We start from the raw sequence: 19847 nt of genomic DNA, 5'->3' as shown, positions 1-19847 counted from the left end.
CCGATCGGAATAAGCCAGACGCGTAATCGACTATCTCATAGGACTTTTAGCCGGGATATAGCCAAAAAATTATGCCCGTTTAGCTCTTGTCGTGAGTAATTTCGATCAGTATGGCCATCGGGATACCCAAATGACACAAAACGTAGGACAATAGAAGAGTACGTGTTGGAAAACTTTCCAGCACGAGACTGCAAGACCAAAAATAACAATTTAAAGGAGTCCTTGTGGCACTTATTGAGGCAATCGCCGCCCGTGAAATTCTTGATTCCCGTGGCAACCCAACCGTTGAGGTTGAGGTTCTTCTAGACAACGGTGTTTTCGCTCGCGCGGAAGTTCCATCCGGTGCATCAACCGGCGCATTCGAAGCTGTCGAGCGTCGTGACGGTGACAAGTCCCGCTACGGTGGCAAGGGCGTTGCTGACGCTGTTGCGGCAGTATCTGAAGTTATCGAGCCAGAAATCATTGGCCTTTCAGCTTCCGATCAGCGCTACCTCGATCAAGCTCTCATCGACCTTGACGGCACCCACAACAAGGGCAAGATCGGCGCAAACGCCATTCTCGGCGTTTCCCTCGCAGTTGCTAAGGCCGCTGCTGAGTCTGCCGGTTTGCCACTGTACGCATACCTCGGCGGACCAAACGCACACGTTCTCCCAGTTCCAATGATGAACATCCTCAACGGTGGATCCCACGCAGATTCCAACGTTGATATTCAGGAATTCATGATTGCGCCAATCGGCGCTTCCACCTTCAAGGAAGCTCTGCGCTGGGGTGCAGAAGTTTACCACGCACTCAAGTCCGTTCTTAAGGATCGCGGCTTGAACACCGGCCTGGGCGACGAAGGCGGTTTCGCGCCAAACCTCGGTTCGAACGCCGAAGCTCTCGATCTGATTGTTGAAGCAATCAAGAAGGTCGGCCTAGAGCCAGGCAAGGATGTTGCACTCGCACTCGACGTCGCTTCCACCGAATTCTTCGAAGATGGCAAGTACAAGTTCGAAGGCGAAATGCGCGACACTGAATACATGGTCAAGTACTATGATGAGCTCGTCGCCAAGTACCCAATCGTCTCCATCGAAGATCCACTCTCTGAAGATGAGTGGGATGCATGGAAGTCCCTCACCGAGCATGTTGGCGATCGCGTCCAGCTCGTTGGCGACGATCTCTTCGTCACCAACCCAGAGCGCCTTGAGAAGGGCATCAAGCTCGGTGCGGCTAACGCACTCCTCGTGAAGGTCAACCAAATTGGTACTCTCACCGAAACCTTCGAAGCTGTTGAAGCAGCACACCGCGCTGGTTACAAGTCAATGACTTCCCACCGTTCCGGTGAAACCGAAGACACCACCATTGCTGACCTCGCAGTTGCAACTAACTCCGGTCAGATCAAGACTGGTGCACCAGCTCGTGGCGAGCGCGTCAACAAGTACAACCAGTTGCTCCGCATTGAAGAAGAACTCGGCGATGCAGCAGTTTACGCTGGCGCTTCGGCATTCCCACGCTTCAAGGCATGAGACTCAACTAGCTTAAGCTAGAACATATACGTCAGGCGGTTCCGCGAAAGCAGGACCGCCTGACGTATATTTTACCTAGCGTTACTCCCATCGGAGACGTAAAGAGGCAAGGGCGAAAGACAAATTTCTCGCGTCGAATAAAGATGGTGGGATGGCTCACCGCCTCCCTCTCCCGTTTTAGCTCCAAGAGCTCTAAACTTATAGGCATGGTTCGTCGTCCGAAAAAGCACTCATCCGGGACCCCCGGATCATCTCGTGTACGCGCAACGAGCCAACGGCACACGAAACCATTGACGAACCCGCCGCGACCCGGCCAGAAAAGACGATCGACGCCCGGCGTACAACGAAGTCAAAAACAGGGCTTCCGGTCCCGCTTTTCTCAAGAACACCATATCGTTTTCGAAGGGCGAGATAAGACGCACCGGATCTCGTTACGTTTAGCAACTATTATGATGTTCGCCCTTATCGGAGTTCTTATCATAGCTAATCCGCTCACGCAGTATTTGGCGCAACAAGAAGAAATCCGTCAAGCAAAATCGGAACTTGCTATTGCGAAAGAACGAGTCGAAACTCTTGAAGAAGAAAAGGCGCTCTGGAGCGATCCGGTATTCATCCAGGCTCAAGCGCGCGAACGGCTCGGATTTGTTATGCCGGGGCAGACCTTATATATTGCTAAGGATCCCAAACAAGGCGATGCAACGACGCGGCTGAATAAGCGCACGGAAGAAGTGAACCGGCTTCGCCGGGAAAAAACACCGTTCTTCGTCACCGGTTGGGACTCCCTAGTTATCGCCGGGCAAGTTGGGGAACGCGCCAACCCGCAAAATACCCCGATTCTCAACGACTCTCCGGAGCCGGAAGCACCGGCACCGGAATCCCCAACAACTGAATCGACGCCGCCGGAATCGACGCCGACCCAAGACCCACAGCAAGAATTCCAGCAGTAAACCCAGACCAATCTAACCTAAAGGACTAGGCGACATGACCTCTGTTTCTATTCCACTCGACGTTCTACAACGAGTTGCAGTCAAGGCCACCGAAATCCGTCCCGGTGATCGAGAGATCCTTACTGAACAACTCGGTCGTGATCCGCGTGGACTCGTCGGTATCGGTGCTCGTTGTGTATGTGGTGCACCAGCGGTGACAATTACCTATCCACGGTTGCCTGATGGTTCACCATTCCCTACTTTGTTCTACCTGTCCTACCCGTGGCTAGTGCGCGAAATTTCGCGAATTGAAAGCTCCGGAGACATGGTTAAATATAACGAACGCCTAGCTAATGACCCGCAGTACGCGCAGGCACATACTCGAGCACACCAATCGTATGTTGCACGCCGCGACATCCTTGATGAAGTCCCAGAAATCGCTGGTAAGTCCGCTGGTGGAATGCCTGACCGCGTGAAGTGTTTACACGCGTTGGCTGGCTATGCGCTTGCGGTAGGCCCAGGGGTTTGCCCGGCTGGCGATGATGCTCTGGCACAGGCCGGATGGGATCCGAACGTGTGTCACTGTGGTTCACACGACGATGCCGAGTCAGACGCTTGGACAACCCAGGGGTGAAGGAATGACGAAGCGAGTTGCTGGGATTGACTGCGGTACGAATTCGATTCGATTGCTGATCGCCGATGTTGATGAAAACGGCAAGCTAACTGATATTGATCGCAGGCTTGAGATAGTGCGGCTCGGCCAAGGAGTCGATAGTACGGGACAATTCGATCCCCAAGCGCTGGAACGCACGTTAGCTGTGGTGGATGACTATGCCCGACGTATCCGTCACCATGAATGCGAGTCGGTTGTTTTCGCGGCGACGTCAGCTACTCGCGACGCTGCGAATCGAGATATTTTCATCGACGGTGTGCGCGAACGGTTGGGTGTTGATGTCAATGTATTTTCCGGCGATGAAGAAGCACGCACGTCCTTTGCGGGTGCGATCTCAGCGCTTATTGATCCAATAGAGCCGATGCTTGCGATAGATTTAGGTGGCGGTTCAACCGAACTTGTTTTAGGTAAGCGCGACGGTAGTGTGATCAGTGCGTTTTCGATGGATGTAGGGTCAGTGCGGATGCGTGAACGAAGGCTAAAATCTGATCCTCCAACGAGTGAAGAAATCGCCTTGGCGCGTGCAGATATTCGCTACGCACTCGATGAGGCAGAATATCATGTGGATCTTGGCCAGGCTCGCGCAATCGTTGGTTTGGCAGGAACAGTAACATCTGTGGCTGCATTAGCCCTTGGCTTGGAGACATACGACTCTGAGCGTATCCATGGTTTATCGATGAGTATTGCCGAAATTGAGCGTGCTACTGATTGGTTTATCAACGCTTCTGGTGCGGAACGGGCAGCAGTCCCGTTCTTGCATCCACAACGCGCGGATGTGATGGGAGCTGGGGCACTAGTGTGGCAAGAAGTCGTGCGACGTATTGTGCAACGCTGTGCTGAAGCTGAGCATCAGATATCAGCGGTGACTATTTCCGAGCACGATATCCTTGACGGCTTAGCGCTAAAAGCGGCGCGCTTGTAATTGAACAAGCGTGAGCAGATATATTTTATCAACCTAATTATTGCAAATGTATGGGTTGAAGGTATATTTCCTACTTTCCGAAAGACCTAGTTAGAAATTTCGTTGCTGTATTAAAATTCGAATGCATTAGAAAGGAATCGCGTATGAAAAAAATTGCTAAATTTGCAAGCCTGTTATTGACACTTGTGTTGATGTTTAGCTCGTTTACTCAGGTGGCCAATGCTGATGAATATAAATATGAAGGCTATATGTCCTCATTTGGTAATGTGTTAAAAATTAAAGATGGTCAAACTGAAGTTGATGGTTGGTGTATTAACCTCAATAAAACTTTTTTGAAGAGATGGGGGGCAAAAAATCCACTGTTTAAAAAGTTAGATCCGACCGCAGATAATCTTAAAAGACTGGTAGAGGATCCTAAATCCAACAGCGCTGAAGAGCTCTTAACGCGCGTAAAGCAAGTTATAAAATATTCCGAAAACCATCGAAAAGAACTTGAAAGTCTTGCGAATACCTTCAAAGGTAGGACGGGGTTCGAAGACCACCGTGCACCGGAAAAAGAAGCGTATTTTTTGGCAGTGCAGGGTGCTATTTGGAGTTTGACAGATTATAGAAAAGCTGGCTCCAATCCTACAGATTCACGTACGCGTTATTTTCCGACTGAAACACAGAAAAAAATCAAGGATTTAGTGAAACAAATTCTGCAAGAATCAGTTGAAATCTCGTATTTTGAATATAACACGATTCATATTGGTATTTATGAAGCTGAAAACCCGAGAAATCAAAACATTATAACACGTGAAAAGCCAACAGTTAATACTTTTAAGGTGAAAAAAACTGTTTCCGGTTTTACAGGTGAAGAAAATAAGAATAAAGAATATGAGTTTAGCTACACGTGTACCGATGGGCAGTCTGGAAAACTAGTTCTCCAAGCAGGTGAAGAAAAGGTCGCGGACAAGTTTTTCCCTATTGGTACTTCTTGCACTATTAAAGAGAATGCGGACTCTGCGAAGGTTGACGGCTATACGCTGCTGAAGCCTAAAGAACAGACTTTGACCATTGGAGAGGATGAGACTGCAGAGTTTGTTTTTGTCAACAAGTATGAGCGGGAAAAAGGAGCCTTCCTAGTTCAAAAACATGTTACTGGAACTGAAAATAATGCTGGTAAAAACAAGCAGTTTGAGTTCTCGTATTCTTGTGGTGGTGAGACAGGAACGATAGCCGTTAAGGGTAACGGCGAGTTAGCTAAAGTAGGAGATTTTCCGCTAGGTACTTCGTGTAGTGTGAAAGAAGTTGGTAATACTGATGTTCCAGGTTATGTGCTGAAGATCAAAGCCGCTGATACGACGGTTGTTTTAGCTAAAAATAAGGCAAATGTAGCTACTTTTAACAACCACTATGAGAAGGTTGAGCCTGAGAAGGCTACTTTCCAGGTCAAGAAGTTGGTTACTGGTGTTACGACTGATGCTGCTAAGGATAAGGAATTTGAGTTTTCTTATACCTGTGGTGATCAGGTAGGCGCGGTGAAAGCCAGGGGAGATGGTGTTCCTGTTTCTGTGGGCAAGGAGTTCCCTGTTGGTACTTCGTGTACTGTGAAAGAAGTTGGTAATACTGATGTTCCAGGTTATGTGCTGAAGATCAAAGCCGCTGATACGACGGTTGTTTTAGCTAAAAATAAGGCAAATGTAGCTACTTTTAACAACCACTATGAGAAGGTTGAGCCTGAGAAGGCTACTTTCCAGGTCAAGAAGTTGGTTACTGGTGTTACGACTGATGCTGCTAAGGATAAGGAATTTGAGTTTTCTTATACCTGTGGTGATCAGGTAGGCGCGGTGAAAGCCAGGGGAGATGGTGTTCCTGTTTCTGTGGGCAAGGAGTTCCCTGTTGGTACTTCGTGTACTGTGAAAGAAGTTGGTAATACTGATGTTCCAGGTTATGTGCTGAAGATCAAAGCCGCTGATACGACGGTTGTTTTAGCTAAAAATAAGGCAAATGTAGCTACTTTTAACAACCACTATGAGAAGGTTGAGCCTGAGAAGGCTACTTTCCAGGTCAAGAAGTTGGTTACTGGTGTTACGACTGATGCTGCTAAGGATAAGGAATTTGAGTTTTCTTATACCTGTGGTGATCAGGTAGGCGCGGTGAAAGCCAGGGGAGATGGTGTTCCTGTTTCTGTGGGCAAGGAGTTCCCTGTTGGTACTTCGTGTACTGTGAAAGAAGTTGGTAATACTGATGTTCCAGGTTATGTGCTGAAGATCAAAGCCGCTGATACGACGGTTGTTTTAGCTAAAAATAAGGCAAATGTAGCTACTTTTAACAACCACTATGAGAAGGTTGAGCCTGAGAAGGCTACTTTCCAGGTCAAGAAGTTGGTTACTGGTGTTACGACTGATGCTGCTAAGGATAAGGAATTTGAGTTTTCTTATACCTGTGGTGATCAGGTAGGCGCGGTGAAAGCCAGGGGAGATGGTGTTCCTGTTTCTGTGGGCAAGGAGTTCCCTGTTGGTACTTCGTGTACTGTGAAAGAAGTTGGTAATACTGATGTTCCAGGTTATGTGCTGAAGATCAAAGCCGCTGATACGACGGTTGTTTTAGCTAAAAATAAGGCAAATGTAGCTACTTTTAACAACCACTATGAGAAGGTTGAGCCTGAGAAGGCTACTTTCCAGGTCAAGAAGTTGGTTACTGGTGTTACGACTGATGCTGCTAAGGATAAGGAATTTGAGTTTTCTTATACCTGTGGTGATCAGGTAGGCGCGGTGAAAGCCAGGGGAGATGGTGTTCCTGTTTCTGTGGGCAAGGAGTTCCCTGTTGGTACTTCGTGTACTGTGAAAGAAGTTGGTAATACGAAGATTGCTGGTTTTACTTTGGTTAAGAATCCTGATCCTGTCACGGTAGAGGTTACAAAGAGTAAGCTGGTTGAGGCAGCATTTGTCAATGACTATAAGCCTGAAGAAATTGGTGTGACGTTCTCGAAGGTTATTGCTGGTCAGGGTAAAGAGCTGGCTGGTGCGTCTTTGAAGATTGTTGAAGGCGAGAAAGCTGATGGCAAGGTTGTTCATGAGTGGACTTCTGAGGGCCAGGCTAAGGTGTTTGGTTTGACTGCTGGTGTTTACACCATGGTTGAGGATCAGGCTCCACTTGGTTTTGATAAGGCTGAGTCGATTACTTTCCGTGTGTCGTTCGATAAGAATGGTGGCAAGGTTGAGGTCAAGCAGGGTGACGAGTTTGTTGTTGCTAAGGACGCCAAGGTTGTCATGGAAGATAAACCATCCCTCACACCTGAAGAGCCTACGCCGCTAGCCAAGACCGGCCTAGAAATTGGTGGATTAGGAATTCTAGCAATTGCGATGGTCGCCATTGGTTGTTTCTTCATCAGCCGTAAAAAGAAAGCATGATGATTTGAATCGAATAAGCTAGATAATAATCTAGCTATAATAGCTTCCCGTTACAGAATTAACCGTGACGGGAAGCTTTTATATTCCCTTTTCTGATGCTTGGAGTCGTAAGAATCCTCAGGCCTTAGTGTGGCCTGAGTCTAGGTCAATGAAGGTGAAATCTGAACAAACAGATAAGCCATCGAAAGCGTAATTAAAGGACCCAATGAAGAACAACACAACCTACCGGATTAGGCTGAAGTGTACCGGGTTTTCTTCCTAGGCTTGTGCCCTGGTTGGTGTTTGTATTTTCTGTGTTGTGTTAACGGTGTGCCAGTAATCGTTTTCAACTTCGAGCGGTGTGCGGTAGTCGAGTGCTTGATGTAGCCGTGTCTTATTCCACCAACTTACCCATTCAAAAGTAGCGATTTCCACTTCGAGTACGTCTTGCCATGTACGAGGATGAATAAGCTCGTTTTTATAACAACCATTGACATTCTCAGCTAAAGCATTATCGTAGCTATCACCCACGCTACCTTGTTGAGGGAATAATCCCTCCCCTGTGCTAGGTGCTCGTTATACACAATCGAAGCGTACTAGGAACCATGATCGCCATGGTCTACTAGCCCGCTGACCTCCTTCGCACAAGCAATTGCTTGGTTTAACGCCTGGTAAAGCCTGGGTTCGCATAGAATCCAACAACGCCCACCCCACGATCTTACGGCTGAAAACATCCACAACAAAAGCCGCATACACAAACCCCTGACGTGTTCGAACATACGTCATATCGCCCCACCCATAACTGGCCGGGTTTAACGGCACGGAAATGACGATTAACTAAATCAAGACGAGTATCTTCACATCTTCTTAGCCGACTCACCACCGAGGATCGGCCCTTTACCTTTGCCTGACAAGCCGGCTAAACGCATAAGCCTAGCTGTTTGTTCACACCCAATCATGATCCAGGCACACCCTAAAGCATGCCACATCTCACCCACCCCATACACACCATAATTCGAGGCATGAATATCCACGCATAATCCCCACAAACTCACTATCGCGTCTGGCTCGAGCGCTTAACGGAACCGACTTGGCATAACGATAACCACGAGAGGTAATGAATCCTCCCTCACGATACTTAATTCAACGTCACGCACATGAAACACGACATGTGAAACGATCCTTATGTTCATCAATAAACGCAATCATTTCCCAACGCCCACGGGCCGAGTTCGGACGCGAAAAAAGCTGACGCAGCTTATCTGACCTCATTCATATCACGTAACTCCTAGATTTCTCATCCCAGCCGAGCATTTTCCGTAATAACCTCTTCTTGAGCCCGTTTAAACCCCACCCGAACGCCGTGATTGTTGACCCCATTGACGCCCCGAATGCCACGAAACCCCAAGCTTGGGTGCCACAACCTGGCACGCAATACTAATAGTTAGTCCTTCTGCAAGGACCCTATCATCGATAAGCCCGACCACCCGATCCTTAGCATCTTGATCAAATTTCTTTGGCACGATAAACATCGTGCCATCTTCTCAAACGGAAGAAAACCCGGGATGCTTCAATCTGATATGACAATGTTGTCAACCAATTTGAACACTGCAAGTTCAGATACGATAGACACAAGTGTGGGGAGTGTATCTCAATAAGATATACTCCCCACACTTGAATGCAAACGATCCTTACTTCTTGCGCTTCGTTGAGCGGTTGCGGTTCTTCTTTTCGCGGGTCAGGGACTTCACTTGTAGTGAGCCCTTCGGTGCGATGCCTCGTTGATGTTGGCCAGCGCGTAAGTGCAAGAAGAACGCACCGATTAGCAGTGCTAGTAATGAACCGAGAAGGACCGCAACACGGGCATGTGGGCCGTGCGGATTTCCTTCAGTGAAACTTAACGTTGCGATCAGCAGTGAGACGGTGAATCCGATACCGGCAACCCAGGAGATAGCGAAAATATCGGGAAGGTCGACGCCGTGGCCGAGTTTGAGGCGTAGAACTTTGATCATGAAGTACACGCCACCAAAAATGCCGAGGAATTTTCCGAGCGGGAGGCCGAGGTAGATTCCCATGGATACCGGATCAACGAGCATGCTACCAAAGCCGCCTGAATCGACGACGTTGACGCCAGCTGCAAAGAAGGCAAAGATTGGCAGAATAAACCCAGCTGAATAGAATTCAAGTTTCTCGGTTAAGGTTTGTGTCAGCGGCTGAGGCTCTTTTCGGGTGGTGATAACTGGGATAGTCATACCAAGAAGAACGCCAGCGATTGTCGCGTGAACGCCAGACATGTGCATGAAATACCAGGTAAGGATGCCTAGTGGCCACAGAATGTACCATTTCGTTATGCGACGGCGCACAAGCACGCCAAAGACTGCAACGATGGCCAGCGCAATGAATAGATAGAGGAAGTTCAGGCCGTTGGAAAAGAAAATAGCAATAATGATAATGCCGAGAAGATCATCGACGACGGCGAGGGTCATGAGGAACGTCCGCACTGCCGGTGGGAAGCCTTTACCGAAGACGCCTAAGACAGCGAGCGCGAAAGCGATATCTGTGGCGACGGGTACTGCCCAGCCGTCGTAGACGGTCGATCCGGTGAGTGCTTGAATGACGACGTAGACAACTACTGGGCCAACCATGCCGAAGACTGCGGCAAGGATCGGCACAAGTGCTTGTTTAACGTCACGCAGTGATCCAGCAACGAACTCGTGCTTGAGCTCCATTCCAACAATGAAGAAGAAGATGGCAAGGAGGCCATCTGCCGCCCATTCTGACATGGTGAGATCTAGGTGGAGCGAATGTGGCCCGATCACAGTTTCAGATAACGTCATGTAGGATTCGCGGATAGGCGAGTTAGCCCAGATAAGTGCAAGAATTGCTCCAACAATGAGGACGATTCCTGCGGTGGCTTCATTGTGTAGTGCACGCCGATATCGAGCGATCGGGTTTTGGCGATGTGGCATCTGCCAGCTCCATTCTTCTCTTTACATATAATCAGTGATAATTCTACGCTGTAAAGCCGGGTGCTTTTGACAGACTGTGTCGAGGTTGGCAGAAATATGGCTGTTTATTGTTTTAATTTTGCCTATCTGCGTCTGAACTATTAGGATTAGCACGGTAGTTGTTACTACCGTGCCTCCATAGCCCAATCGGCAGAGGCAGCAGACTTAAAATCTGTTCAGTGTGGGTTCGAGTCCCACTGGAGGCACTCAAAGACCCGCGATATCGTTGAGATATCGCGGGCCTTTGCCTATCCGTGCAATGTTTGTTTTCTACGTTTTAGCGTGAGGTTTTGGGCTTGAGGTGCCGATACCTTCTGCGCTTTTTGGCGAAACTTACACGTCTGATTTTTCGTAGCGTAGGTAGCCGAGCACAGTAACTATCAGGGTATAGCCTCCGAAAATGAGGAATGCCACTAGTGGTGGATACACCAGCATGTCATCGCTGACAGGCATGCCTTGATTTGCTTGTAGTGCTGTATCCATGAGTACCAGTGGCAGATTCGGTGGAACATAGTAACGGAAGGTATCAAACTTAGCGAAGATGAGCGTCACTAGCGGAAGCAGGAAGATGAATGCGATCATCATGCTGATTCCGCCAGCGGTCGATCGTAAAATATAGCCGAGTCCGGTTGCCATCACGGCAGTAAGTACGTTGAGTCCAAGCAGTGTAACCAAGATCAGGACGTCGTTCCCGTCAAGGCTGGAGTTTCCGCCAGCGATGATGAAAATAATCAAAAACGCTACCGTGATGATAGCGATCGTGGCTAGCGCGGTGTAGAGAGCGACAGCGAGGACTTTTGCCAGCAAACCGACAAGCCGACGTGGTGTGGCGAGGACTGTTGTACGCATGGTATTTGAGGCGTATTCGCCCGTCACCGCCAGAGTGCCGATAATTATTGCCAGCAGCAAATACAGTTGGAAGCCACCGACGGCATCTTGAACTGATAGCGCAAAGCCTTCAGCCTCGGAACGTGAGAAGAATGCGCTTGCCGATGGCGCACCGATGAGCAATATAGCGAAAACGATGACGTTGAGAGACAACGTACGATGACGCAGTTTCAACAGTTCGCTAGCAAACGAGCGTCCGAACGTGTTGTTATTCGCCCCAGTTGCATACACCGATGAATAGTGTGTGGCAGTCACTGTGCACCTCCATCTTCGTTACCCATCCGGTAATCGACAGCTGAATCAGTTAATTCCATAAAGACATCTTCAAGTGAAGAGTGGATTTCAGATAGCTCATGGAGCTCGATATTGTTCTGGTAAAGCATATGGCCAATGACTTCAGAAGTAGAGCCAGCCACAATGAAGCGACCGTGTGGCCGTTCTTGTGCAGGTTGTTCAAAAGTGAACTCCACACCGTGGTTACTCAACGCTCGCCCAATAGCTTCGGTTTCTGGGCCGCTTACCTGAACGGTGGTACGCGACGACGAATGGGTAAACTTACCGATTGGTCCGGCATCGATCAAATGACCACGACCGATGATGACGACGTCGTCCGCCGTCAACGCCATTTCGGACATCAGGTGAGACGACACGAGAACAGTTCGACCTTCTTCCGCTAATCGACGCATCAGATTACGAACCCACTTCACGCCGTCGGGATCCAAACCGTTTACCGGCTCATCAAAAATAAGATATTCCGGATCGCCTAGAAGCGCCGTGGCGATACCGAGGCGTTGGCTCATGCCGAGAGAAAATCCGCCGACTTTTTTCTTCGCGACCGACGCAATACCAGCAGTTTCTAAAACGCGATCGATCTGCGACGACGGAAGACCATGCGTGGTAGCAACGATCTGCAGATGGCGACGAGCGGTTACTTTAGGGTTGAATGCTTTACCGTCAAGCAAGGCGCCAACTTTGGTTATCGGTGCCGGCGAGGAAACATAAGATTGGCCATCAATAGTGGCACCACCAGATGTTGGGTTATCTAACCCGAGAAGACATCGCAGGGTGGTAGATTTTCCGGAGCCATTAGGGCCAAGAAAGCCGGTAACTGCGCCATCACGTACGGTAAATGAAAGATCGCGAACTGCCTGGACTTTGCCATAATTCTTCGACAAATGATCGACAGTTATCATGCCATCACATCCTTTCATGGTTGATGATGATAGGTCTATCCTACTAGAGTTACTGTCGCACACGGATGGTTTTCCACAAGAAACTATTACCTCAGGATGTGTGGAAAAGTCGAGCAATTCTGGGAAAACCCAGAAAACTTTGTGAGTTTTCGCCTGCGAGAGAAAAAGATGGTTGGCTCAACCTGCGGGTCAGGTAGAATCTTCAGTTATACACGCGTGTAAATTGCACGCAAAACTGAGCTTGGAGGTTCTTTAATGAGCAACCCAGTAATGTCTCGTAACCCGTATTTCACGGGTCAGACTCAACGGCCAAACCAGTTTGGCCAGCAGGCTGGTATGCGGCCTGAGATGCCTGCACAGCCAACACCAACCGCTTTTGACGCACAGCCTACCGATGGACTCATGACATACACCGATGCCATGAACAAAACGGCCTTGTTGCTTGGCGTCACCGTTGTTACAGGCATCATTGCAGCCTTCGTCGTCCCAACACCGTCCATGCCCGCCGTGGCGTTGATTGCTTCACTTACTGCGTTGGGACTTGGTTTCTTCGCAGCTTTCAAACCGATGGTATCCCCAGGTTTAGCGCTCGGATATGCAGCTATTGAGGGAATCGCCCTAGGAACTATTACCGCAGCGTTCAATATCTTCTACCCAGGTATCGCATTCCAGGCTATTTTGGCTACCCTCGTCATCGTCGGTGTTACCCTCGGCTTGCACTACTCAGGTGCGGTCCGTACCACCAAGCGTGGTCGTAAATTCGTTTACGTTGTTGCACTTGGCTACCTTGTGTTCTCCCTACTCAACACTGTTTTGATAGCAACGGGTGTCCTTCAAGGTTTCGGCGTGCGTAACGGCCCATTCGGTGTACTTATTGGTGCAGCGATGATTCTTGTTGCTGCTTACATGCTCATCGCAGATTTTGAGCAGATCAATGAAGCAATTGTGCGTCGCGCTCCGGCCCAGTTCGCATGGACAGCGGCTCTGGGCATCGTCATGACCATTCTGTGGATCTACATCGAGGTGCTGCGTTTATTGGCGATTTTGGCTGATAATCGATAACACGTGAATAAAAGTTGGGTCCGGTATCAAATCGATACCGGACCCAACTTTTATGTTGTAGTAATAGGTGTGCGCCGTACAAACAGGGGAGCGTTGACCACAGGTCACTAGCACCACTTTGCCGTTAAGACGTTCGGCAGACGCTTACGTGTCTACTTATCGGATCGAGTGCGTAGAAAAAGCGGTTTGGTTAACCCCGAGGATATCAACGACGAAGACGAGAACATCGTCGCCTTTGATGCCTGCACGCGGATTACCGGCTGGACCGTAACCCTTTTCTGGCGGGACAACGATCATGACACGCGAGCCAACCTGCTTGCCGACAAGCGCCTGATCCCAGCCCTTGATAACCATTCCGACGCCGATAGGGAAGCGGGTAGGTTCGCCACGGAAGTATGACGAATCGAAGAGTTCGCCATCCCAAATCTGACCGTGGTAATTCACCTCAACCTCGTCACCAGCATGCACAACTGTGCCGGTTCCTTCTTCAAGCATGACAACCTTAAGGCCCCGTGGAGCATCAGGTGATGGATAGGTTATTTCGGGAGTTTCTCCGAATGAACCTGCGACCGTAGGAAGTTCAACTGCCATCGTTTTACCTTTCGCTGTAGAAATAGTCGGTAAAGACTACGTATAACACTGCAATATTAGTCGAGATCGATAAACGACTGTGGTTTGTTACCAGACGGATTTTCATCTGCTTGTTGAGCAAGTGGACCACTACCCGGCATCGGACACGGCATGCCTGTTGCTGCGTGGCAACGGTAACCGAACGGGTTCTTATCAAGATACTGCTGATGTTCATCTTCTGCGAGATAGAACGGGCCTGCCTGCTCAGCAGTGCGAATCTCTGTGACGATCTCGCCTTGACCAGCTTCAGCCAACACTTGCGAGTATGCAGAAAGTGATTCGTCGACGAGTTTTTGCTGGGATTCAGTGGTCACAAAGATAGCTGAACGATACTGGGTTCCGACGTCATTACCTTGGCGATTTAACGACGTCGGATCATGCATCTCCCAAAAGGTCTTGATGAGTTGGGGAATAGCTTCGTCGGAAGCAACAACACGTACCGTTTCAGTGTGACCAGTCAATCCGGTGCAGACTTGGCGGTATGTCGGATTGGCAGTCGTTCCACCCATGAAACCTACCGATGTGCTAACTACTCCGGGAAGTTGCCACATAATTTCTTCAACGCCCCAATAGCATCCACCAGCGAGATAAATAACCTGCTGGCCGGGTTCGGGTTCGGCCATAATATCTGTACCGAGCACGGTATGCGGGTGGGGGTGAGGTAAAACCGGTGTGGGATTATCCGGCAGTGGTGAACGAGAAAACATCAATCAGCCTTGGAATGGTTCGATACCGAGAACTTTGACGGAGAATTCTTTACCGTTTGGCGCAGTATAGGAGGTCTCATCGCCGATGGATTTACCCATAATCGCCGAGCCAAGGGGAGCAGTTTCTGGATAGACGTCAATGTCAACGAAATCGGCTGCTTCACGTGAACCGAGCAAGAACTTCTTTTCTTTTCCGTTGACTTCCGCGGTGATGACAAGTCCTGGGGCGACTTCGGAGATTTCCTGTGGGGAATCGCCAACTTCTGCATGTTCGAGAAGGTAGGTCAGTTCCTGGATACGGCCTTCCATCTTGGACTGCTCTTCACGTGCCGCATGGTAGCCGCCGTTTTCTCGCAAGTCGCCTTCTGAACGAGCCTCTTCAATCTTGGTAGCAATTTCGGTACGACCAGTGGTCTTGAGATGTTCGAGCTCAGCGTTGAGACGATCGAATGTTTCTTGTGAGAGCCAGGTTGTTTCAGCCATGTGCGTTCTCCTTGTGTCATGCTGGGCAATATGGATTGCCAAGGCGTGGATAAAAAAGACATGTCCACAAGGAGTGGACATGAACCTATCTGAGCGTGAGCGTACCACTAAACGCCGCATAGAACAATTACTATCGACGATATTCGCCGCTAGCTAAGCGTTATGCATATATGGCTAGCCAGATAGCGACAACCTGTGTAGCGAAACCGCCCAGCGTTCCCAGATGGAAGAATTCGTGAAATCCCCAAAGGTTTGGCCACGGGTTTGGCCGTTGAAAGGCGTAGCAGAGCGCTCCGAGCGTATAGGAAATTCCACCAGCCAGGATCAGCCAAACAATGACCGGGCTTCCATTTACCCAGAAATCAGGTAAGTACCAGACTGCCACCCATCCCAAGGCAATATACAGTGGCACGTTAAGCCAGCGAGGGGAAGTCGGCCAGAAAATATGCATCAACGAACCTGCGATTGCTCCGCCCCACACGATAAGTAGAACTGTGAGTTGGTCGCGTTGATCTAGGAGCAGAACTGCCAACGGAGTGTATGTTCCGGCGATGAGCAAGAAAATATTCGCGTGATCAATACGTCGCAAGATACCTTCAACCCGCGGACTCCACGCGCCAATATGATAGATACCAGAATTGGCAAACAATAAGAACGACGCAGCTAAGAAAACTAAACACGCTATTTTCGCGCCGACGTCGGGAGCGAAAACCGCTAACAAGATACCGTTCGCTAACGCAAGCGGCGCAGTTAAGGCATGGATCCAACCCCGTAGCCGTGGTTTGGGTAGTTCTGCGTTGTTATATTCTAGAATTCTCGATGCCATAATGCTCCCCTCAACTTACTTTCAGGTTATACCCTCAAGCTCAAGATTTATAGCATCTGAGAAAAGTTTCGCAGTAAAGAGGACATTATCGAGATCTAAATATTCCTTTGTATGAGCACATATAGGATAAGATAAATTAAAGAGCGTGCACGCTGACATCGATTGGTTAACCGGTCTCAATAACTTGCAGTAAACGCGCCAGAGACAGAAGGTGGTGAGCTGATGATCCCCATGGATTTCCTCTATAGAGTCTATGAGCACAGGCTTTCTCGCGAAATCAAAGGGGTCGAAGTTCCTCGGCACATCGGGATTATTCTGGACGGAAATCGGCGTTGGGCGCGTGCGTTAGGAACACCCGTGTCACACGGTCACCGTCAAGGCGCAGATCACATCTCTGAAGTTCTCGGTTGGGCTGAAGAAGCCGGCGTATCTATCGTGACGCTGTGGATGCTCAGCACTGAAAATCTGCAACGCTCGCCCAAAGAACTCGATGAGTTGCTCGATATTATCGTGACAGCAGTCGCTCAGCTTGCAGTTCACTCCACTTGGCAAATTCGTCTACTAGGCGATCTGAGCCTCCTTCCCGCAGAAGCAGCTAAGTCCTTACGCACAGCGGCAAACCAAACCAGCGACCACACAGGGATGATCGTTAACGTAGCTATCGGCTACGGTGGGCGCCAAGAAATCACCCAAGCAGTACGAGATTATTTACATGAGCAGGCTGCGTTAGGGAAAACGCTAGCCGATGTAGCAGAATCGATCAGTGTGGATGCTATTACTAGCCACATATACACTAAGGGGCAACCCGATCCCGATTTGATTATCCGCACGTCGGGTGAGCAGCGTATGAGCGGCTTTATGCTCTGGCAAACCGTTCACACCGAACTGTATTTCTGTGAAACCTACTGGCCAGATTTCCGACGTATCGACTTTCTGCGTGCCCTGCGCGATTTTTCGTCACGTGAACGCCGCAAAGGCAAGTAGCGCTCCCGGTGTTCTGCGACCGTGCGAATCTTTCCGCGACGCCGCTAACATTCTGCAACTGTGCAGAATTTCAGCAGTGACTACACTCCGCCGGAATACAGCTCCATCGATAACGATAATTCTTCACGCGTGGGAGAGTGGGAACCCGGGCGTGCTACAGTAATCCCAGCTGCAGTTGCGGCGTAAGACCCCAACGAAGCAAGACCTTGCCGGGAAATGTCTCGCAAGGCTTCGCCGTCTTCCCCGCCCAGTACGCTCATTCGGGACAATCCATCAATAAGTGCCGCCATCAGTGCATCTCCTGCGCCGACCGTATCAACAACCGGCATATTCACTGACGGCACGTGTACCTCGGCCTCAGGCGTTGCCAACACGAGTCCCTCGGCACCCATAGTGATCACGACGAGCTGTGCTCCGCGCTCGAGGAAATAACGAGCGCTTTCTCCGGGCTCCGTAGGTCCACCCAAGGCCCGCATATCGTCAACGGAAGCTTTGACGACGTCGATAGCCGGCATCAATTCATCAATTTCATTACGTAACTTAGCAGCTGGGCCCATTACTCCTAGCCGGACGTTCGGATCGTATGAGATTGTTGAAAATTGGCCAAGATATCTCAGCCAGGAACGCAGAGTGCTAGCCCCAGGTTCGAGATGTGCTCCCACTGATCCGATATGAACCAGGCGTGGTTTGAGTGCTGGCCCACCGGCAGGCGGTTGCGGGAAATCAGATCGCAGATCAAACGTATAACTGGCATTACCGTGCACGTCTAATTGGGCGTGTGCGATTGACGTCGGATGCGAATCAATCGACCCGGGATACAGGCGCACCCCGGAATCGGCGAGGAAATTGATGATAGTTTCGCCGTCGTCGTCGCCGCCGATCCGGGTCACGAGGGTGACGTCACGCTCAAGACGTGCAAGCCCGGCGGCAACATTGAGTGGCGCACCACCAGGATGCGTGGTGCGAACATTACCGCGTTGAACTTCGTCGAGGAGAGATTCCCCGATCACCATAAACGACGACATTTAATTGTCACCTGAAGCGTTATCGAGCACAGCCCGTGTTTGTTCTTGAGCTTGGGCGAGGCGCTCGCGGGCGCCAGCAAGCCACGTTTCGCAACGGCGAGCCAGTGCTTCACCGAGCTCCCATAGTTCGAGGGCCTCTTCGAGTGGAATATTGCCTTGTTCGAGCCGGGCGACGGTGTCGACAAGTTTGCTGCGGGCGTCTTCGTAGCTGAGTTCGGCGACCTGGGCGTCGAGTTGTTGTGGGTCGCGAGGATTCATGATTCGTTCCTTTCAGCTGACATGACCGTGGTGGTGATTGTGCCGTCGTGGAGTTGTGCGATCAACGTTGAGCCTGGTTCGGCGTTATCAACACTAGTGACGACGCCGGTTTCGGTGCGCAATACTGCGTATCCGCGTTGCAGAGTGGACAACGGTGAGAGCGCGCGCAAGCGGGCTAGTGAAGATTCAACGCTGTTGGTGTGGTGGGTGAGCAGGCGGTCGAAATTATTGCGTAGCCATTGTTGCAGTTGGGTGAGTTCGAGCCCGCGAGTTTCGAACATGGTGTGTGGTTGGGCGAGAACTGGCCGGGAGCGTTGCGTGCGAATATCTGTAAGTGCCCGTTCTAGTAGTGAGTTCATGGCGGTTCGTCCGCGGTTAAGTGTGTCGAGCACGCCGGCATGTTCTTCGCTGACATCAGGGACAATGGAACGTGCGGCGTCGGTTGGGGTCGAGGCACGGAAGTCGGCGACGAGGTCTAGTAGCGGATTATCCGTTTCATGACCGATAGCCGAGACGACGGGGGTGTCGGTTTGTGCTACAGCCCGGATGAGCCGTTCGTCGGAGAAGGGCAGAAGATCTTCGACTGATCCGCCGCCGCGGGCGATGACGATAACGTCTACTTCGGGTAGGGCATCGAGTTCAGTCAGTGCAGGAATCATTTCTTGGACGGCGGTTGGGCCTTGGACCACGACTTCTCGCACCGCGAATTGTGCGCTTGCCCAGCGGGCGCGGGCATTAACTTGGACGTCGTGTAGAGCTTTGGTGTTGCGACCGACGATGAGCCCGATGGATCTGGGAAGGAACGGGAGCGGTTTTTTGAGTTTCAGGCTGAAGAGCCCTTCGGCAGCGAGTTTGTTTTTTAACGCTTCGATGCGAGCCAAAATATCGCCTAATCCAACTGCGCGGATTTCGTCGACCTGGAGAGATAGGCTACCGTTGCCGGTCCAAAAGTCTGGTTTTGCACAGACGATAACGCGCGATCCTGATTCGATTCCTTCAGGTAGTGCGTGGGTGAAGATTTTGCAGGTGATGGAGGCTTTGTCTTCGAGGTCTGCCAGGGTGAAGAATTGGACCTTCGCGCCGGGCCGACGAGTGAGGGTAATGATTTCCCCTTCAACCCATAAACGAGACATTTTGGCGATGTATTCGGCGATTTTCGCGTTAAGCAGACGTAATGGCCACGGGTGTTCGGGAGTTGTTTCCCTGGCCACCTGTGGCAGGTCAACCGGAATGGTAACCGTTCTGCTCATGGGCGTTTTGCGACCTATTCTCAAGGAAATTCGTTACTTTCCGAGCCGAATATGACTCCTTAATAGTTTACGGGGAGCTGGTTCATGAAATTTTGGGCGAAAGTCCCAGCGCGGAAATGGGCAAATGTGCACA

Annotated in this window: 21 protein-coding genes and 1 tRNA gene; 8 read left to right on the top strand and 14 right to left on the bottom strand. The window is 50.2% G+C overall.

Annotated elements, in window-relative coordinates; translation table 11 throughout:
* Positions 1 to 224 precede the first annotated feature (224 nt).
* The 5 genes from eno to JTE88_RS07745 all read left to right on the top strand — a co-directional run bounded on the left by eno (position 225) and on the right by JTE88_RS07745 (position 7421).
* Positions 225 to 1505 carry a phosphopyruvate hydratase gene (gene eno, locus JTE88_RS07765; protein ID WP_204424113.1) on the top strand — a complete coding sequence of 427 codons (1281 nt, stop codon included), beginning with the start codon at positions 225 to 227 and terminating at the stop codon, positions 1503 to 1505.
* Positions 1506 to 1957: 452 nt separating this feature from the next.
* On the top strand, positions 1958 to 2452 hold the full coding sequence (locus JTE88_RS07760) for an FtsB family cell division protein (RefSeq protein WP_204424111.1): 495 nt from the start codon (positions 1958 to 1960) through the stop codon (positions 2450 to 2452).
* Between the two features lie 34 nt (positions 2453 to 2486).
* Positions 2487 to 3065 (top strand): DUF501 domain-containing protein, encoded by a 579-nt coding sequence (locus tag JTE88_RS07755; RefSeq protein ID WP_204424109.1) that lies wholly within the window; start codon positions 2487 to 2489, stop codon positions 3063 to 3065.
* A gap of 4 nt (positions 3066 to 3069) precedes the next feature.
* The gene (locus tag JTE88_RS07750; protein WP_204424108.1) at positions 3070 to 4026 is read left to right on the top strand and encodes a Ppx/GppA phosphatase family protein; all 957 of its coding nucleotides are present in this window, start codon (positions 3070 to 3072) and stop codon (positions 4024 to 4026) included.
* A 143-nt stretch (positions 4027 to 4169) separates the two neighbouring features.
* On the top strand, positions 4170 to 7421 hold the full coding sequence (locus JTE88_RS07745) for a DUF5979 domain-containing protein (RefSeq protein ID WP_204424106.1): 3252 nt from the start codon (positions 4170 to 4172) through the stop codon (positions 7419 to 7421).
* A 258-nt stretch (positions 7422 to 7679) separates the two neighbouring features.
* On the opposite strand, the gene JTE88_RS07740 is transcribed toward JTE88_RS07745, so the two are convergent.
* From JTE88_RS07740 to nhaA, 5 genes are all read right to left on the bottom strand, one after another.
* Entirely contained in the window at positions 7680 to 7931 is a 252-nt protein-coding gene (locus JTE88_RS07740; protein ID WP_204424104.1) for an integrase core domain-containing protein, read from the bottom strand.
* Positions 7932 to 7976: 45 nt separating this feature from the next.
* Positions 7977 to 8186: a hypothetical protein gene (locus JTE88_RS09310; protein WP_420826931.1), complete on the bottom strand. Its 210-nt coding sequence runs from the start codon at positions 8184 to 8186 to the stop codon at positions 7977 to 7979.
* Positions 8187 to 8257: 71 nt separating this feature from the next.
* The gene (locus tag JTE88_RS07735) at positions 8258 to 8434 is read right to left on the bottom strand and encodes a hypothetical protein (protein ID WP_204424102.1); all 177 of its coding nucleotides are present in this window, start codon (positions 8432 to 8434) and stop codon (positions 8258 to 8260) included.
* Between the two features lie 309 nt (positions 8435 to 8743).
* Complete coding sequence (locus JTE88_RS07730; protein ID WP_204424101.1) at positions 8744 to 8932, bottom strand: hypothetical protein; 189 nt, start codon at positions 8930 to 8932, stop codon at positions 8744 to 8746.
* Positions 8933 to 9091: 159 nt separating this feature from the next.
* Complete coding sequence (nhaA, locus tag JTE88_RS07725) at positions 9092 to 10369, bottom strand: Na+/H+ antiporter NhaA (RefSeq protein ID WP_204424099.1); 1278 nt, start codon at positions 10367 to 10369, stop codon at positions 9092 to 9094.
* Positions 10370 to 10540: 171 nt separating this feature from the next.
* On the opposite strand from nhaA, the gene JTE88_RS07720 reads away from it, so the two are divergent.
* Positions 10541 to 10614 (top strand) — tRNA-Leu (locus JTE88_RS07720).
* A 127-nt stretch (positions 10615 to 10741) separates the two neighbouring features.
* Here the strand turns inward: JTE88_RS07720 and JTE88_RS07715 are convergent.
* Both JTE88_RS07715 and JTE88_RS07710 read right to left on the bottom strand, forming a co-directional pair.
* On the bottom strand, positions 10742 to 11551 hold the full coding sequence (locus JTE88_RS07715; protein ID WP_204424097.1) for an ABC transporter permease subunit: 810 nt from the start codon (positions 11549 to 11551) through the stop codon (positions 10742 to 10744).
* On the bottom strand, positions 11548 to 12489 hold the full coding sequence (locus JTE88_RS07710) for an ABC transporter ATP-binding protein (protein ID WP_204424096.1): 942 nt from the start codon (positions 12487 to 12489) through the stop codon (positions 11548 to 11550). Before JTE88_RS07710 ends, JTE88_RS07715 begins: the two co-directional genes overlap by 4 nt.
* 255 nt (positions 12490 to 12744) lie before the next feature.
* On the opposite strand from JTE88_RS07710, the gene JTE88_RS07705 reads away from it, so the two are divergent.
* Positions 12745 to 13551, top strand: a complete 807-nt coding sequence (locus JTE88_RS07705) for a Bax inhibitor-1/YccA family protein (RefSeq protein ID WP_204424094.1) — start codon at positions 12745 to 12747, stop codon at positions 13549 to 13551.
* A 156-nt stretch (positions 13552 to 13707) separates the two neighbouring features.
* Here JTE88_RS07705 and JTE88_RS07700 read toward each other — a convergent pair whose 3' ends face one another.
* The 4 genes from JTE88_RS07700 to trhA all read right to left on the bottom strand — a co-directional run bounded on the left by JTE88_RS07700 (position 13708) and on the right by trhA (position 16197).
* A complete protein-coding gene (locus tag JTE88_RS07700; protein WP_204424093.1) occupies positions 13708 to 14142 on the bottom strand; it encodes an FKBP-type peptidyl-prolyl cis-trans isomerase in 435 nt (144 codons plus the stop codon).
* Between the two features lie 56 nt (positions 14143 to 14198).
* On the bottom strand, positions 14199 to 14888 hold the full coding sequence (gene msrA / locus JTE88_RS07695) for a peptide-methionine (S)-S-oxide reductase MsrA (RefSeq protein WP_204424091.1): 690 nt from the start codon (positions 14886 to 14888) through the stop codon (positions 14199 to 14201).
* Positions 14889 to 14891: 3 nt separating this feature from the next.
* Positions 14892 to 15371 carry a transcription elongation factor GreA gene (gene greA, locus JTE88_RS07690; protein WP_204424090.1) on the bottom strand — a complete coding sequence of 160 codons (480 nt, stop codon included), beginning with the start codon at positions 15369 to 15371 and terminating at the stop codon, positions 14892 to 14894.
* 160 nt (positions 15372 to 15531) lie between these two features.
* Entirely contained in the window at positions 15532 to 16197 is a 666-nt protein-coding gene (gene trhA / locus JTE88_RS07685) for a PAQR family membrane homeostasis protein TrhA (protein WP_204424088.1), read from the bottom strand.
* Positions 16198 to 16419: 222 nt separating this feature from the next.
* On the opposite strand from trhA, the gene JTE88_RS07680 reads away from it, so the two are divergent.
* Positions 16420 to 17181: an isoprenyl transferase gene (locus tag JTE88_RS07680; RefSeq protein ID WP_204424086.1), complete on the top strand. Its 762-nt coding sequence runs from the start codon at positions 16420 to 16422 to the stop codon at positions 17179 to 17181.
* 80 nt (positions 17182 to 17261) lie between these two features.
* On the opposite strand, the gene JTE88_RS07675 is transcribed toward JTE88_RS07680, so the two are convergent.
* Genes JTE88_RS07675 through xseA form a run of 3 tightly spaced genes read right to left on the bottom strand, consistent with a single transcriptional unit; the run spans position 17262 to position 19714 of the window.
* Positions 17262 to 18206 carry a carbohydrate kinase family protein gene (locus tag JTE88_RS07675; protein ID WP_204424084.1) on the bottom strand — a complete coding sequence of 315 codons (945 nt, stop codon included), beginning with the start codon at positions 18204 to 18206 and terminating at the stop codon, positions 17262 to 17264.
* The gene (locus tag JTE88_RS07670) at positions 18207 to 18464 is read right to left on the bottom strand and encodes an exodeoxyribonuclease VII small subunit (protein ID WP_204424083.1); all 258 of its coding nucleotides are present in this window, start codon (positions 18462 to 18464) and stop codon (positions 18207 to 18209) included.
* Positions 18461 to 19714 carry an exodeoxyribonuclease VII large subunit gene (gene xseA, locus JTE88_RS07665; protein WP_204424081.1) on the bottom strand — a complete coding sequence of 418 codons (1254 nt, stop codon included), beginning with the start codon at positions 19712 to 19714 and terminating at the stop codon, positions 18461 to 18463. Before xseA ends, JTE88_RS07670 begins: the two co-directional genes overlap by 4 nt.
* Positions 19715 to 19847 lie beyond the last annotated feature (133 nt).

Source organism: Arcanobacterium phocisimile (assembly GCF_016904675.1).
Lineage (GTDB): Bacteria > Actinomycetota > Actinomycetes > Actinomycetales > Actinomycetaceae > Arcanobacterium > Arcanobacterium phocisimile.
Note: the sequence above shows the minus strand (reverse complement) of the source record. Positions and strands in the feature narration are given on the sequence as shown.

Bases quoted from the DNA above. Each gene is read 5' to 3' on its own strand.
- JTE88_RS07730 (WP_204424101.1), bottom strand. From the start codon at position 8,932: ATGTTTATCGTGCCAAAGAAATTTGATCAAGATGCTAAGGATCGGGTG.
- JTE88_RS09310 (WP_420826931.1), bottom strand. From the start codon at position 8,186: ATGACGTATGTTCGAACACGTCAGGGGTTTGTGTATGCGGCTTTTGTT.
- xseA (WP_204424081.1), bottom strand. From the start codon at position 19,714: ATGAGCAGAACGGTTACCATTCCGGTTGACCTGCCACAGGTGGCCAGG.
- JTE88_RS07675 (WP_204424084.1), bottom strand. From the start codon at position 18,206: ATGTCGTCGTTTATGGTGATCGGGGAATCTCTCCTCGACGAAGTTCAA.
- JTE88_RS07700 (WP_204424093.1), bottom strand. From the start codon at position 14,142: ATGGCAGTTGAACTTCCTACGGTCGCAGGTTCATTCGGAGAAACTCCC.
- msrA (WP_204424091.1), bottom strand. From the start codon at position 14,888: ATGTTTTCTCGTTCACCACTGCCGGATAATCCCACACCGGTTTTACCT.
- JTE88_RS07745 (WP_204424106.1), top strand. From the start codon at position 4,170: ATGAAAAAAATTGCTAAATTTGCAAGCCTGTTATTGACACTTGTGTTG.
- greA (WP_204424090.1), bottom strand. From the start codon at position 15,371: ATGGCTGAAACAACCTGGCTCTCACAAGAAACATTCGATCGTCTCAAC.
- JTE88_RS07670 (WP_204424083.1), bottom strand. From the start codon at position 18,464: ATGAATCCTCGCGACCCACAACAACTCGACGCCCAGGTCGCCGAACTC.
- JTE88_RS07710 (WP_204424096.1), bottom strand. From the start codon at position 12,489: ATGATAACTGTCGATCATTTGTCGAAGAATTATGGCAAAGTCCAGGCA.
- JTE88_RS07680 (WP_204424086.1), top strand. From the start codon at position 16,420: ATGATCCCCATGGATTTCCTCTATAGAGTCTATGAGCACAGGCTTTCT.
- JTE88_RS07705 (WP_204424094.1), top strand. From the start codon at position 12,745: ATGAGCAACCCAGTAATGTCTCGTAACCCGTATTTCACGGGTCAGACT.
- nhaA (WP_204424099.1), bottom strand. From the start codon at position 10,369: ATGCCACATCGCCAAAACCCGATCGCTCGATATCGGCGTGCACTACAC.
- JTE88_RS07760 (WP_204424111.1), top strand. From the start codon at position 1,958: ATGTTCGCCCTTATCGGAGTTCTTATCATAGCTAATCCGCTCACGCAG.
- JTE88_RS07750 (WP_204424108.1), top strand. From the start codon at position 3,070: ATGACGAAGCGAGTTGCTGGGATTGACTGCGGTACGAATTCGATTCGA.
- trhA (WP_204424088.1), bottom strand. From the start codon at position 16,197: ATGGCATCGAGAATTCTAGAATATAACAACGCAGAACTACCCAAACCA.
- JTE88_RS07755 (WP_204424109.1), top strand. From the start codon at position 2,487: ATGACCTCTGTTTCTATTCCACTCGACGTTCTACAACGAGTTGCAGTC.